The sequence below is a fragment of the Candidatus Brocadiaceae bacterium genome, from assembly GCA_012728835.1.
In the GTDB taxonomy this organism is placed as follows: domain Bacteria; phylum Planctomycetota; class Brocadiia; order SM23-32; family SM23-32; genus JAAYEJ01.
Map to the genome: position 1 here is coordinate 32,342 of JAAYEJ010000037.1, position 15,476 is coordinate 47,817.

The following is a 15,476-nucleotide window of genomic DNA, read 5'->3' on the forward strand; positions in this document are numbered from 1 at the left end:
CTCAGCTTGCCTCGTGTTGCGATTTCGGTCCGAATATCGATTGCAGAACGACGATGAGCCCCTCCGCGACCAGGCAGAGGGCCATGGCCAGGGCGGTGCCGGCCAGCAGGCATCCGGCGGCCGGCGGGGCGGCCACGACCGCGGCCACGCCGCCCAGGAACGCCAGCGCGGCGAACGGGACGGCCAGCCCCGTGTTCCGCACACGCAGGACCAGGAACACCCCAAACGCTGCGGCCGCCAGGGCCAGTTCGCAGGCCATGGCAGCCCCGCCGCTCACCAGGCGGAACCACACCGCCGCAGCCGTGCGGCCCAGAAGGGGCGTGGCGAACCTGTAGGTCGCGCCCCCCGGGTCGGGGAAGTCGATGGTGATCGGCAGGGCGCCCGTGCTGCGTCCGCCCGGCAACTGCCGCACCAGCGAGCCCGTGCGGAAGCGCAGGGCGGGTTCGCTCGGCGCCGCCACCGTTGCCTGGGCCGGCTCCGTTGCGTGTCGCAGGAAGCTCCGCTCAGGGTGGAGTTCGCTGGGGGCGTCCGCCCCGACACCCCCCAGCCCGGCCTGCTCAGGGATGCGGCCATCGTCTGCGAACATGGCCGTCGCCTCGCGCTTGGCGATCTGCTCGGCGATGAGGTCCAGGTCGTCGTATTCCCCCCGCGACATCCTTATGGCGTCGGCCACCCGCATTCCACCCCTCCGCGCTGCGCCGGCCGCATCGGCCTCCTCCTCCCGGTCGGAGAGGCGCCGCATGACCTGTGCCTGGCCGAGCTGGCTGCGGGCCTGTTCGTGCTGAGGGTCCAGCCGAAGGACCTGGTCCAGGTTGGACTCTGCGGCCTTGTAGTCGCCGGCCTGCAACTGGGCCATGGCCAGGTTGTAGCGGTCCGTTGCCAGTTGCTTTGTGAGGGCCTGAGGGGGTTCGGCCGCGGCGGGCTGCGCCCCCTTATGGGCCTCGTGCCGTTCGCGCCGTTCGCGACCGCGCGCGGGCGCGGAGCGTTCGAGCGCGCCGGCCAGGCGGCGGTCGGCGACGTAGGGCGCCAGGTCGGAAAGCTCCTTCGGCGCCCGGCCGTCGTTGCGCGCCGCGTATTGCTCGCGTGCGGCCAGGATCTGGTCCGCGCCGGCCTCGACGAGCACCTCGTCCAGCACCTGCTGCCTGAGGGCCGGCTCCGGCCCCGAGGCCCCCGGGGCCGTCGTGGCCGCCGTCTGCCGCTCGAGGCGGACCGCCAGCTCGAGTTCCTCGCCGGTGATCGCGGTCTTGCCGAACGAACTCGGCACGGTGGCGCCCGGGGCGGACGCGGTCCGTTCGGGCTGCCAGACGGCAATCAGTTCCTCGGTGCGGGGGTTGCGCAGGATCCCGTCGTCGGGATTGGCGCTGACGCACTGGACGGCGCCGTCCATGTAGAGCACATGAATGCACGCGGCGGCGTCGGGAGGCCAGAGGTAAGCGAGCACCTCAGTGGCCGCTGCGGCGCCGCTGGGCCGGCGGTAGACGACCTCCTGCCCGTTCCACCGGAGCAGGGATTCGTCCGCCAGGTGTCCGTCGTCCACCAGCGACTGCAGGTCCGGGGGATACCGGCCGTCTGCGTTCGCGCGGTAGTGCTCGATCCCCATGAAAAGGTTGCGAAGATTGGACGTAGCCGTAGTCCTGCATGCCATGTAGCGCGCCCGGCCGAGCGCCGGCATGAGCATCGCCGCCAGGACGACCCCGACGGCCAGGACGGCGAAGACGAGGAGCAGAGGCCTCGAGGGGACGAGCCGGCGGGCGAGGGCGGGATGCCGCGTGCAGGTCCTGACGAGGCCGTAGCCGACGGCGCACGCGGCGGCCAGAACGCCGATCAGAACGAGCGCCCCGGCATGCCGCCGGAACGGGCTCCAGACGGCCCTCAGCAGGCGGCCGGTCAGGCTCGGGTCCGGCGGCGGGCCGAGGGGCCTGCCCATGTTGCCGCCCACGGCGGCCAGGCGCACTCCCTCGGGCACGCGCACGGTCCATTCGAACTGCCCGACGTTCAGGCTCAGGTCCGGGGCCGCCATCGCCTGCCGTGAGAACGGCCTCTGCGCGCTCTGCGGCGTCGCGTAGATCACGTCGATGGCCGACATGCCGAGCCGCGCGGCGCGTTCGCTCGTGAACAACGGGATCTGCAGCGTGCGCTCCCCCTCGCGGAAGGGCTTGATCGGTTCGTTGAACGCGTAGGTGCCGATCAACCGCGCCTTCGGCCCCAGCGCGTCGAGGTCGAGCGTCAGGAACTGCCGGTTCTGGTTCGACACCCAGAGCCGCAGGTGATTGAGCGTCTCGCGGTTGTCCTGCAGCACCGTGTCGAGCCACGCATACGGGATGCGCGCGCCGAGCAGGATGTCGCTGAGCGCCTGGGCCTCCACGGCCACGGGCAGGGACCAGTCGGCGCCGCGATAGGTGTAGGCGGCCAGGGCGGGAAGCTCCCGGCGGTACCCCCACGGCGCGTACGACTCCTGCGGATCGGCGCCCGTGAGCGCACCGGGCAGGGCAGCCGGACGCACCTCCACGTCGGGCCGCGCCTGCAGAAGCAGCAGGGCGCCGTTCTGCTCCCGCGCCCCCCGCAGCCGGACGGTCCCGACGTCCACGGTGGCCGCCGCCACGTCACTGACGACGTCGTAGTGGACCCGGCAGTCGAAGGTGCCCGTGCGGCGGCCGCGGAAGCGCACGCGCCACGCGCGCCCCTCCCCCTGGCTGAGGACCACCTCGGGGCCCTCGAAGCGCGGCGAGACGGCGCCGTCCGGCAGGTCGAACACCAGTTCGCCGACGCCGCCACGCTCGACGGCGATGCGCACGAACGCCGTCGCCTCCACCTGCCCCGCGCGGAAACGCAGCACGTCGAGCACCTCCGCGGCGTAGACGGGCCGCACGGTCTCCGTGTGCACGTCCAGCCACCAGCGGCTGTCGAAAAGTTCATACAGGAATCGGTTCTCAAATGCCTTGAGGTAGTCGGGCGCCTGCTCGACGCGCAGGGAGTGCAGGTTCGTCTGGCCGTCTTCGAGCGGGCGGACGTCCACCGAGACGTCGGTGCCGACGCCGAACCAGCCCTTCAGGTGGGCGGCGTCGCGCAGACCGATGCCGCGCAGGCGCACGCGGCCCGGCACGGCCGGCTCGGAGGCCACCAGGCGGAAATGCAGGGCGCCGCTGACGGGCTCGTGCAGGCGGATGCGCACTTCGGAACCGTCGCCGGGCTGCTCCCAGGACTCGATCCGGGGGCCGTCGACCCGCTCGGCCGTCAGGCCTTCCGGCAGCAGCACGCACAGCTCCGCCATGGGCCGCCGGCGGACCTCCAGGGCGAACAGGACCTCGCGCAGGATGCGGTCCTCCTGCACCGTGGCGTGGTCCTGCACGGTGCCGCCGAGTTCGGCCCGCACCGGGTAGACCTCCACCTGGACGGCCAGCGGCCGGTCGCGGAACGCGTAGGCGGCCTCAGGTTGGCGCCGGCGGAGCCACTCCGGGAGCTGGTCGGCGGCGACGCGCCAGGGCTCGGCCGGGCCGCCGGTCGTCATCTGCAACTCGGCCGCCGACGAGAGCGCCAGCCGGTAGTCGGCCGCGTCGACGCCCGGCATCGTCGGCGGGGCCAGCACCAGGCGCTGCCCGCCATCGGCCAGGGCCTCGGTGAGGATGGTGATCTGGACCGCCTCGGCCGCCGGCCCGAGCGGCGCGATGCGCAGTCGGGAGCCCTCCTGGGTCCAGTCGGGCCGGCCGCCGGCCGCCCCGACGCTCCGCGCGAGGTGCCCGTCCGGCAGCACCACGACGGTTTCGGGGGCCGGACGGCCGTAGTCGACGACGATGCGGTGTGTGCCCGCGATCCCGTGGGCGGCCACGGCGTAGTGGGTCTCCACAGCCGCCCGGGCGGACGCGCGGATGGGCACGCTCCGCACGACGATGACCGGGTCGGCCCGGCGGAATGCGCACGAGAGCTTGTGCGAGCGGCCCTCGGCGACGGTCTGGGCGGCCCCGTCCAAGCGTTCGAACGTGAGTTCGTTGCGGCCGGCGGAGACGAGCACGCGGCCCTCGGTGCGTGCCGCGCCGGGGCACAGGAAGACGGGCACGCCCACCCGATGAGCGCCTCGGCCGTCGTCCTGCATGGCGCCCGTCAGGCGGCACCGCACTTCAAGGAGTTCCCCGGCAGCGCCCTCGGGCAGGTGGAAGTCGAGCGTGCTTCCCGAGATACGCCACCGCACGTCGGCCGGGCACTCGACCGTTTGCAGGTCCGCGTCGGATGGCAACCGGACGGACAGCGAGTCCGGCGGGGCCCCGTCGAAGCGGAACTGCAGCGTCACGGCGTCCCGGAACCCCGGGGGGTCCTCCGCCAGGTCGTGCGTCTGGCCGAACGAGTACGTGGCCACGCGCGCGGGCGGGCGCGGCGCCCACGTCAGCGCCAGCGGACGCACGCTGAGGGGCACAATCTGGAAGCGGGCGCGCCCGTCGGCCTCGTCCAGGGGCAGCACGAGGGCACCGGGACGGGCCGCGAAGTCCACGGCCGGCCCCGGCAGGTCGACCTCGACGGTGCAGTGCACGGCAGGCGGCATGGGCAGGCGGGTCATGAACGCCGTCCCCGTCCGCGCCCGCACGATGCGCTGCCGCAGACGAACCGTCAGGTGCCCGCGCTGCCCGGGCGGGACCGTGGCGTGCAGGGACTCGATGCCGCGGGTGACGACCAGGTCGCCGTGGGCGCCGTCGACGCGCTCCAACGTGTCGACGGGGGACAGAAGGAGGACGTCGGCGGCCGTCCGGCCGGGGTTGTGAAGGTCGATCTCGTAGACGATCGAGAGGAACTCGTCTTCGGCGCGGCAGCGCACGTGCGCCTCCAGGCACGGGTTGACAATGGCCGCACGGGCGCCTGTGCCGGCAAGCGCCAGCAGGAGCGTCGCTGCAAGGACGACAGACCGTCGGAGCGCCTGCATCTCATCCCCTCCGTACGATGCGGGGCGGGCACCGGCCCGATGCCCGTGTGCCCGTGAGACGATCCTCGAGGCCCGAAAGTTCCATGCCTCCTCCGAAACGCCCCCACGGACGGCTCACGAGGGCCCCTCCGCAGGCGGCCGTCCCCGGGGCCGCAGTCGGTTCAGCTTGGCCGTGTCGGCGCGCATCTGCACGGTGCCGCAGGCGGCGCAGACCCACGCCCGGGTGGGCACCAGGCTCTCTTCGAAGACCCAGAAGCGGGCGTGAAAGGGGCGGAAGTAGAGCCGGCCGGCCCCCTGCAGGCGGCCCTCGACCAGCACGTTATGCCCGCAGGCCGAGCAGCGGCCGGCGGCGGCCTCGGCCTCCTTGCGGCCGGTCGACTTCTCGATGACCGCGTCCAGCCCCTCGCGGGAGAACCGGGTGGCGCCGCCGATCTTGTAGAACGACAGCAGCCCCTCCTTCATCCAGCGGTAGATCGTCGGCTCGCTCACGTCCAGATAGGTGGCGGCCTCGCCCACCGTGAACCACTCCGGCATCGCCGGCCTGGCGTCTGCTCGGTCTTCTGAGGCCATGCATGCCCCTGCAAATGGGTCTATAGCCTATCATTAACTATTATACGCAATCGCGCGGCGCTGTCAAGCCCCGTCATCCCTTTCAAGACACCCCGGATGCGTCTTGCGCCGCGCCGGCACTTGTGCTCTAATGGGTTCGGGTCCGATTTCGGTGAGGTCGGCCTCCGCACGGATGCGGAGTCGAATGCCGCCCTGAGGGGGGAGGACGAAGGGCGGTGTGTTTATGTACGGAGAGCCCGTCACCCACCGGGCGGAGACGGCCCGTTCCGCCGACGCCGTGCGCGGGCCGGCTCTCGGCCATGCACCTGCCCTGACGCATTCGGTCCGCAACGCCCATCCCGGCTGCGCCGGCCCGGCAACCGGGGTCTGCACCCCTGTCCCCTTCCGCGCTGCGCGCCGGCGGTCTGCCCGGCGCTCCCCGTGGCCGGGGGCGATGGAGGTGGCGGGCACGTCCATGCGGCGAAACTGAACGGAGACGGACATGGTGCTCGTGCACGACATCACCGGTCGGGAGACGGTGGCGGACGAACCGGAGCGGGGACGTCAGTGCTCCAATGCCGTCATGGACACGGTCCGTGCGTTGACCTGCTTGCTGGACCCCGACGGCCGCATCGTGCGCTTCAACGCGGCCTGCGAGCAGGCGACCGGCTACACGGCGGCCGAGGTGGAGGGGCGGCGGATATGGGACGTGCTGACCCCGCCGGAGGACCGCCCCCTGCTGCAGGGCGTCCTCGCGGCGCTGAACAACGGCACCGACTGCGTGGAGCACGAGGGCCACTGGCTGTGCAAGGACGGCGGGAGGCGCTGCATCGCGTGGGCATGCACGCGCGTGTGCGACCGCTCGGGCCGCCTCTCCCGGATCATCGCCACGGGGCTCGACCTCACCGAGCTTCGGCGGCTGGAGGACGGCGCCCGCCAGACCGCGCGGCTCGCCACGGTCGGCCAACTCGCGGGCGGCGTCGCCCACGACTTCAACAACCTGCTGACGGCCATCATGGGCTACATCGGCTTCGTGCTGCCGGAACTCCCGGAGGACTCCCGCGTTGCCGAAGACCTTCGGCTCGCCATCGACGCCGCCACGCGCGCGTCGCAACTGACCCGGCAGTTGCTCACGTTCACCCGCGGCGCGGGTTCACCGTCCGCCTGCATCGACGTCAACGGAGTCGTCAGGGACACCTGCAGCGTCCTGCGGCACCTGATCGAGGACCGGGTCGATCTGCGGGTCGAACTCTGCCCCGAACCGCTGCCCGTCCGGGCCGACCCCGTGCAACTGGGCCAGGTGGTCATGAACCTCGTCGTCAACGCCCGCGACGCCATGCCCGGCGGCGGCGTGCTGACCGTCCGGACGGCGCGCCAGGACGCACCCGCCGGAGGCGCCGGCCGGGCCCGACTCAGCGTCTCGGACACCGGCTCGGGCATCCCGGAGGATATCCGCGAACGCATCTTCGAGCCCTTCTTCACCACCAAGGCGGGCGGCAGCGCGGCCGGCCTCGGCCTCGCAACCGTCGACCGCATCGTCCGGCAGCACGACGGGCAGGTCGCCCTGGAGAGCCGTCTCGGCGGTGGAAGCACCTTCACGGTGCGGCTGCCCCTGGTCGAGGCCGACTCATCGGCTCGGCGCCCCGCGGCGCGGCCGGACCGGTCCGGGCGCGGACAGCGCGTCCTGGTCGTCGAGGACGACATCGAGGTCCGCGACCTGGCCCGCCGGGTGCTGCGGGACTGCGGCTACGCCGTCTGGGAGGCGGCCGACGGCCCGGCGGCCCTCGCCCTGCTGGAGCGCACTGGCGCCGCGCCGGACGTGCTGATCACCGACGTCGTAATGCCGCGAATGGACGGCCGCGAACTGGCCCAGCGCGTGCGGCTGCGGCATCCGCAGGTGAGGATCCTCTTCATCTCCGGCCACGCGCACACCCACGCGGGCGAGGACCTCGGCGACCAACTGGCCTGGCGCTTCGTCCACAAGCCGTTCTCCATGGAGCGCCTGGTACGCAGGGTGCGGGAGGCACTCCAGGAGCCGGTCTGAGGCCGCCGCAGAGGAACCGCGTCGTGCCGGAACAACGGCCTTCAGGCCACTGTAACGGTTCACGGATTTCCTGAGAATCTGCCCTCGGGGTTTGCGTATCCTGCCGCATCATGGCAGACGCAGCGACATCCGAATGCCCCAACTGCAGACGGCTCGAAGCCCTTCTGGTCGCTCTGGAAGCCCACTTCCGCTTCATCACGACGCCGGGCGTGGAGCCGACGAACGACCTTGCGGAGCAGCCGCTGCGGTTTGTGGTGATCGACCGGCGCATCACGCAAGGCACGCGGGGTGAGGCCGGACGGCAATGGTGCGAGCGGTTCTGGACGGTGCGTGCCACCTGCGCCCAGCAGGACCGCTCTGTCTTCGAGTTCCTTCACAGCGCCGTGACGGCCTCCTTCACGACCCGCCCTGCACGGTCCCTTCTGGCGGCTTGACCAGAAAGCCGTGAACGGTTACAGGCACGCGAAGCACCCGGGCCAGAAGGAACGCAGACAGACCGAGGGTGAGAGGTGGCTCGGAAGTCACCAGGACCGAAGTGCGACCGCTGCGAGGTCTCGGAGGAGATCACTTCGCGTGAGTAGGGATGTTGTCCAACGCCCGCTTGAAAGAGCATGCTTTCAGCGATACCATCTGCGCGAGGGGGGAGGTGTCAACCTGGGAGATTGGCTGCTATGGCCACGCGCCGTCGTAAGAAGCAAACCAAGGGTTCGGAGGACTACCGGCATCCTGAGTCTACCAGCCCGATGCGGCCGGATGTGGGCACGCAGGCGCAGTTCCGCAAGAAGAAGCCGCCGGTCACCTACCGATATGACTCCTCCCTCTCGCCGGCGCTGGACTGGGACGGGCAGAACGGGGCGCGGGAGCTGGGCGAGTGGCTGCTGGCCTGCATCGAGGACGCAGCCGCGCTGGAGCCGCCTCACAAGTTCTCCGAGCCTCGGGTGTTCAAAGGCGGCGACGGCGCGGTCCTCGTCACAGTCTCCGGCCTCCATGATGCAGTTGAGCAGCTCAAGCGCCTCGGCAAGCCGTTCCTGAACTGGGCGGGCAAGGCGGAGCGGCTTTCCTTCGATGTGCCGACGCTCCCGCTTTTCGTGCACGAACGCCTCAGCACTCAGGCCATCATCGAGACGCTCAAGTCCCACCGCAAGGCGCCCGCCCTCAACCAGATGGCGCTCTTCGCCGACCCGCAGCATTCGGTGTCCGACCAGGTGCTCAGGGCCTACGAGTATCGGGACAACTGGGTGAACCGGCTGATCCTGGGTGACAGTCTCGTGGTGATGAACTCGCTGCTGCACTATGAGGGGCTGGGCGGTCAGGTGCAGATGATCTACATGGACCCCCCGTACGGGGTCAGATTCGGCAGCAACTTCCAGCCCTTCGTGCGGAGGACCGAGGTCAGGCACAACGACGATGATGACGTCACGCGAGAGCCCGAGATGGTGCAGGCTTACCGAGACACATGGGAACTCGGTATTCATTCGTACTTGACTTACATGCGCGACCGCCTGCTTGTCTCCCGCGAGTTGCTCGGCCCCTCGGGCAGCGTGTTCGTTCAGATCAGTGACGAGAACCTCCACCACCTCAGAGAACTGATGGATGAGGTCTTCGGTGCCGACAACCTGGTAGCGGTGATTGCTTTTACGAAGACCACCGTCGCAACATCCCTCCTGCTCCCCACCGTGTGCGACTTCGTTCTGTGGTACGCGAAGGATCGTTCTGCCGTGAAGTTCAGGAGTCTGTTCCTGCCCAAGAAGCTCGGCGACGAGGGCGCCACCCGTTACAACTTCCTCGAACTGCCCGATGGGACACGAAGGCGGCTCACCAAGGAAGAACAGGAAGGAAGCGTGGCCGCTCCGGCGAGCGGAAGACTCTACACCACTACTGATCTTAAGTCGCAGGGGTTCCGGCAGTTCACCACCGTGCCATTCGCATTCCAAGGCCAGGAGTACCATCCGGGCCCGAATATGAACTGGAAGACAACTCTCCAGGGCCTTGAGCGGCTTGCGGGCCAGAGTCGGATAGTGGTCGAAGGCAACTCGCTTCGCTACCTGAGGTACTTCGACGATTACCCCGTGAACCCTCTGTCAAACGTGTGGACGGACATCGGAGGCATTCAGAGCCGGACTGACCCAAAGGTCTACGTTGTACAGACGACGAACAAGGCCATAATGCGTTGCATGCTGATGACAACGGACCCCGGCGACCTGGTTCTCGACCCGACCTGCGGGAGCGGGACAACGGCGTATGTCGCCGAACAGTGGGGGCGGCGCTGGATTTCGATTGACGTGAGCCGCGTTCCGGCCGCGTTGGCGCGGCAGCGCATCCTGACAGCCACGTTCCCCTGGTACGAACTCCAGGACGAGAAACGCGGCCCGGCAGGCGGCTTCGTCTACAAGCGCAAGCAGAACAAGAAGGGCGAGGAGGTGGGCGGCATCGTCCCCCACATCACGCTGAAGTGCATTGCCAACAACGAAGAGCCGCAGATGGAGGTCCTTGTCGACCGGCCCGAAGAAGACAAGGCTATCACGCGCGTGGCCGGTCCGTTCGTGGTCGAGGCGACGATCCCGACACCGGTGGACTGGGAGGCGGACGGCGAGGAGGACTCCGGCGCGGACATGCAAGAGCGTGGCGCGTTCCTCGACCGCATGCTCGAGGTACTGCGCAAGAGCCCGGTCCTCCGCCTGGAAGGCAACCGCACCGTGACGCTCAAGAACGTCCGCCCGCCGGCCAAGTCGCTCTCCCTCTCCGCCGAGGCGATGGTGACGCCTGCCGAACTCGGTCCGCCGAAGACGCTGGAGGACATGCGGGAGCACGCCCTCGACGCGAAGGGAGGGCGGCTGCCGTTCAGCGACAGGCCTGTCGCCATCCTGTTCGGCCCCGAGAACGGCGCCGTCAGCGAGAAGCTGGTCTACGAGGCGGCGCGCGAGGCGCACGCCAAGGACTACGCGCACATGTTCGTGATCGGCTTCGCTGTCCAGCCGAACGCGCGGAAGCTGGTGGACGACTGCGACAAGGCCGTCGGCGTGCCGGCCAGCTACGTGCAGATGACGCCGGACCTTATGATGGGCGACCTGTTGAAGAACATGCGGTCGAGCCAGATCTTCAGCGTCTGCGGCCTGCCCGAGATCGCGGTCCGGAAGACCAAAGGCGGCAAGTACCAGGTGGAACTGCTGGGCCTGGACACCTTTGACCCGGCGACGATGAAGCCTGAGCACCGGCGCGGCGACGACGTGCCGGCGTGGTTCCTGGACACCGACTACAACGGCCTCTGCTTCCACGTCTGCCACGCGTTCTTCCCGCTCACGGGCGCGTGGGAGAGCATCAAGAAGGCGCTCAAGGGGACCTACGACGAGAGCGTGTGGGACCACCTGGCAGGGACGACGAGCGCGGAGTTCGAGCCCGGCGAGCACGGGCAGGTAGCCGTCAAGGTGATTGACGACCGTGGAAACGAGCTGCTGGTGGTGAAGGACCTGAAGGAGGCAGACTGATGGCTGGTGCCACTGGCGGTTTGGTCCCGGTGGAGCGGATTGAGCGGCTGATTCTGGTGGTCCGAGGCCACAGGGCGATTCTGGACAAAGACCTGGCGGCGCTCTACGGCGTCACGACGGGCAATCTGAACAAGGCCGTCAGCCGGAACATCGAGCGCTTTCCCGAGGACTTCATGCTGCAACTCACCGCAGAGGAGTTCCGCGACTTGAAGTTCCATTTTGGAACATCAAGTTGGGGAGGCACGCGCAAACCGCCCAGGGCGTTCACCGAACAGGGCGTCGCGATGTTGTCCAGCGTGCTGCGCAGCAAACGGGCGGTTCAGGTCAACATTGAGATCATGCGGGCGTTTGTCAGGCTCCGCGGGATGCTGGCCTCGCATGCGGACCTGGCGCGTCGGTTGATGGCTCTGGAGAAGAAATACGACGCGCAGTTCAAGGTGGTGTTCGACGCCATTCGGCAACTGATGGCCGAGCCGGAGGCGCCGCGCGGCCAGATAGGGTTCCGTCGTCCCAAAGTGGAGGGGGACAGGCCGTGACCAGTTTTGAAGTCCCGACACCCATTCTGAACACCCCCTTCGAGGAGCCGAAGGAGTACTGGTACATCCGCGAGGGGGAGTCGCCCGAGCAGCGGCCGGGACGGCGGCCGTCGGTGATCTACCCGCCCAGCGACACGCCCGTGGCGTGGACCATTGACGAACGTGTATTGCGGCGGTCGGACGAGTTCGCGCCGGGCTACGAGATGGTGTTGGTCAACCTGATCCGCCAGCGGTTGGCCGCCTGGCGCAAGGACGGATACCCGGGCGTGACGCGCGTCACGAAGGAAATGCTCGACTACTGGCGGCGGGACGGGCGCAAGACGCCGCTGTTCTTCGCCCAGATTGAGGCGGCGGAGACGGTCATCTTCTTGCGCGAGGCGCGGCAGGACTACCTCCAGGGTGTCAGCGTGCCGCTCGACGAGCCGAACGAGAACCAGAGGGCGGCCGGGGCGAAGGCGTTCCTGCGGTACGCCCTGAAGATGGCGACCGGCTCGGGCAAGACGACCGTCATGGGGATGCTGGCCGCCTGGAGTATCCTGAACAAGGTGGCCAGCCGAGCGGACGCGCGCTTTTCCGACGCGGCGCTGGTCGTCTGCCCGAACATTACGATCAAGAACCGCCTGCGCGAGCTCGACCCGGCCGAGGGCGAGGCCAGCCTTTACCGCACGCGCGACCTGGTGCCGCCGCACCTGATGCCACAGCTCAGCCAGGGCAAGGTGATCGTGACGAACTGGCACCTGTTCCAGCTTCTGGAACTCGGGAGCGACGCGAAGGTCAAGAAGGTCGGGGTGCCGGTGCGCACGCTGGAGACAGTGCATATCCGGGACAAGACTACGACGGCCCGGGGCTATCGGTACCTGTCGCTCCAGGACTACCAGATGCAGGTCGCCAGGGGGATGCTGACGGTGCGAAAGGAGTACGTGGACAGCGACGGGCACGTCGAGAAGGCGGATGTCGAGTCCGTGCGCTACGTCGAGAGTGACACGCACTGGGACCAGCGGGTGCTCGGGCGCGAGATCGGTGGCAAGCAGAACATCCTGATCATGAACGACGAGGCACACCACGCCTACCGTATCCGACGGGAAGAGAAGGACGAGGACGAAGAAGACAGCATGCCCGGTGGTGACGAGGACGTCGAGGACTTCTTCACGGAGGCGACGGTCTGGGTCGAGGGGCTGGACCGCATCCACAAGATGCGCGGCGTCAATCTCTGCGTGGACCTTTCGGCGACGCCGTACTTCCTGGGTCGGGTGGGGCAGGAGACTAACAAGCCGTTCCCCTGGGTCGTGAGCGACTTCGGGTTGACCGATTCCATCGAGGCGGGGCTGGTGAAGATACCGCAGCTCGCCCTGCGCGACACGAGCGGCGAAGAGCGGGCGCTCTACTTCAACCTCTGGCGGTACATCCTGGGGCGGCTGACCCCACGGGAGCGTGGCGGCAAGCGCGGCAGCCCGAAACCGGAGGCGATCTTGAAGCACGCCCATCATCCAGTCGCCATGCTGGGCGGGCAGTGGGAGGAGACACGGGAGGCGTGGCAGAGGAACGAAGACGATCCCCGGCCTCCGGTGTTCATCGTCGTCTGCAAGAACACGAAGATCGCCGACGCAATCTACCGGTGGCTTGCCAACGATGAGTGTCCGTCTGGTGTACCGCCCGTCGGGGTGCCGGGCTTCGCCAACGGGAACGGTGAGGTCAACACCATCCGCGTCGACTCCAAGGTGATCCACGAGACGGACACCGAGGGCGCGAAGTCTGACGAGACGAAGTGGATGCGACTGACACTGGACACCGTGGGCAGGCTGGACTGGCCGACGGACCGGCAAGGTCGGCCCATCTACCCGGAGGGCTTCGAGGAACTGGCGCGAAAACTCGGCCGACCGCTGCACCCGCCAGGGCGCGACATCCGGTGCATCGTCAGCGTAGGGATGCTGACTGAAGGATGGGACTCCAAGACGGTCACACACATCATCGGGCTGCGACCGTTCATGTCGCAGCTTCTGTGCGAACAGGTCGTCGGCCGGGGGCTGCGTCGCACGAACTACGAGGACTTCGACGAGAACGGCAGGCTGACCGAGGAGGTAGCCCAGATACTGGGTGTGCCCTTTGAAGTGGTGCCTTACAAGGCGACCCCCGAGGGGCCGGTCAAGACACCGAAAAAGCGCAAGCATGTCCACCCGCAGCCGGATCGGGAAAAGTACAAGATCACCTTCCCGCGGGTCGAAGGCTACACGCGCGCCATACGCAACCGGATCACAGCCGACTGGGGCAGCCTGCCGAAGCTCCGTCTGGACCCGATGCACATACCGCCCGAGGTGCAGCTGAAGGCGAGCGTTCCGAACAACGAGGGGCGTCCATCGCTCTTCGGGCCGGGGAGGATTGACGAGGTTACGCTCGATGCCTACCGCAAGGGCAGGCGGATGCAGGAGCTGGCTTTCGAGCTTGCAGCGGCGGTCACGCGAGATGTCACGGGGCAGGGATCGTTTGAGCTGCCGGCGCACGTGCTGTTCCCTCAGGCCCTCCAGATCGTGCAGCGCTTCCTGCGAGAGTACGTGACGCCCGTGCCGCCGGCAGAACTGATCGACGTGTTCCTGTCTCCGTATTACGGCTGGGTGAGCGATGTGCTGCGGGAGGGCATCCGGCCCGACACCAGCCAGGGCGACCCCCCAGAGATCCCGCTCTACGAGCAGCATAGGGGGCCGGGGTCGACGGCCGAGGTGGACTTCTGGACGAGCAAACCCGTTTGGCCGGTCGAACACAGCCACGTGAACTACGTCGTGGCGGACACGAAGCGGTGGGAGCAATCAGCGGCCTACTTCATCGACACCCATGACGCCGTCGAGAGATTTGTGAAGAACGCCGGGCTTGGGTTCGCCGTCCCCTACGTCCACAATGGCGAGCCGCACGACTACGTGCCGGACTTCATCATCCGCCTCAAGCCGGCTGGCGGCCAGGAACGCTACCTCATCCTGGAGACCAAGGGCTTCGACGAACTGGAAGGGGTGAAGCGCGCTGCAGCCGAGCGATGGGTGCAGGCCGTCAACGCCGACGGCAAGTACGGCTGGTGGGCATACGCCGTAGTGCACTCACCGCAAGAGACCAGGGAAGTGATCACGAGTGCTGCCAGCAGCAGAGCCGACTGACGGGCTCAGAACAGGCCGTCCGCGCACTGCATTCGGCGCAGCGCGCAGCACGTCTGCAGGCCGAGCGAGGCTTCATCGCGAGAGCATGGCCACGCCTAAGGGAGCACTTGGCGTCCGGCAAGGAAGGTAACCGTTCACGGATTTCCTGACAATCTGCCCTCGGGGTTTGCGTATCCTGCCGCATCATGGCAGACGCAGCGACATCCGAATGCCCCAACTGCAGGCGGCTCGAAGCCCTTCTGGTCGCTCTGGAAGCCCACTTCCGCTTCATCACGACGCCGGGCGTGGAGCCGACGAACGACCTTGCGGAGCAGCCGCTGCGGTTTGTGGTGATCGACCGGCGGATCACGCAGGGCACGCGGGGTGAGGCAGGACGGCAATGGTGCGAGCGCATAGGGACGGTGCGTGTCACCTGCGCCCAGCAGGGCCGCTCTGTCTTCCGATTCCTTCACGACGCCCTCACCGCTTCCTTCACGGGCCAGCCCGCGCCGTCGCTCCTGCCGGCTTGACCGAGAAACCGTGAACGGTCACCAGAACCTTTTACACATTTCTCCTTGCGCCAACGTAACAATAGGTAGAAGGTCTTCACGCACGCTGTGACGACATCACCAAGAGCGAGAACATCGTGAGCGAAGCGGACGAGCTGTACGACCGACTGATCAGGCCGATCGAGCAGAAGCTCAAGGCCATGTCACCGGTCACTTCAAAACCGGCCACGGGTGGTCACTTCAAAACCAGCCCGTTTATGTATGGTAGTTGACTGACATTGGAGCGTTTTCCCTCCCGGATTTCAAGCCTTCTGCTCGGTTGCCC

At 68.2% G+C, this 15,476-nt stretch carries 8 protein-coding genes; 6 read left to right on the plus strand and 2 right to left on the minus strand.

The genetic code is table 11. From position 1 onward, the window contains the following. Position 1: 1 nt before the first annotated feature. Together GXY85_05650 and GXY85_05655 are read right to left on the minus strand one after the other, a co-directional pair. On the minus strand, positions 2 to 4,909 hold the full coding sequence (locus GXY85_05650; protein ID NLW50315.1) for a hypothetical protein: 4,908 nt from the start codon (positions 4,907 to 4,909) through the stop codon (positions 2 to 4). Between the two features lie 114 nt (positions 4,910 to 5,023). Beyond that, positions 5,024 to 5,479 carry a helix-turn-helix domain-containing protein gene (locus tag GXY85_05655; protein ID NLW50316.1) on the minus strand — a complete coding sequence of 152 codons (456 nt, stop codon included), beginning with the start codon at positions 5,477 to 5,479 and terminating at the stop codon, positions 5,024 to 5,026. 481 nt (positions 5,480 to 5,960) lie between these two features. Here GXY85_05655 and GXY85_05660 point away from each other — a divergent pair, with 481 nt between their 5' ends. From GXY85_05660 to GXY85_05685, 6 genes are all read left to right on the plus strand, one after another. Next, on the plus strand, positions 5,961 to 7,502 hold the full coding sequence (locus GXY85_05660) for a response regulator (protein NLW50317.1): 1,542 nt from the start codon (positions 5,961 to 5,963) through the stop codon (positions 7,500 to 7,502). Positions 7,503 to 7,612: 110 nt separating this feature from the next. Continuing rightward, positions 7,613 to 7,936, plus strand: a complete 324-nt coding sequence (locus GXY85_05665) for a hypothetical protein (GenBank protein ID NLW50318.1) — start codon at positions 7,613 to 7,615, stop codon at positions 7,934 to 7,936. Between the two features lie 237 nt (positions 7,937 to 8,173). Beyond that, complete coding sequence (locus GXY85_05670; protein NLW50319.1) at positions 8,174 to 10,987, plus strand: site-specific DNA-methyltransferase; 2,814 nt, start codon at positions 8,174 to 8,176, stop codon at positions 10,985 to 10,987. Continuing rightward, a complete protein-coding gene (locus tag GXY85_05675; GenBank protein ID NLW50320.1) occupies positions 10,987 to 11,523 on the plus strand; it encodes an ORF6N domain-containing protein in 537 nt (178 codons plus the stop codon). The genes GXY85_05670 and GXY85_05675 overlap by 1 nt, the downstream gene beginning before the upstream one ends. Next, entirely contained in the window at positions 11,520 to 14,663 is a 3,144-nt protein-coding gene (locus GXY85_05680) for a DEAD/DEAH box helicase family protein (protein ID NLW50321.1), read from the plus strand. The genes GXY85_05675 and GXY85_05680 overlap by 4 nt, the downstream gene beginning before the upstream one ends. A gap of 185 nt (positions 14,664 to 14,848) precedes the next feature. Next, positions 14,849 to 15,172, plus strand: a complete 324-nt coding sequence (locus GXY85_05685) for a hypothetical protein (GenBank protein NLW50322.1) — start codon at positions 14,849 to 14,851, stop codon at positions 15,170 to 15,172. The last annotated feature ends 304 nt before the right edge of the window (positions 15,173 to 15,476 follow it).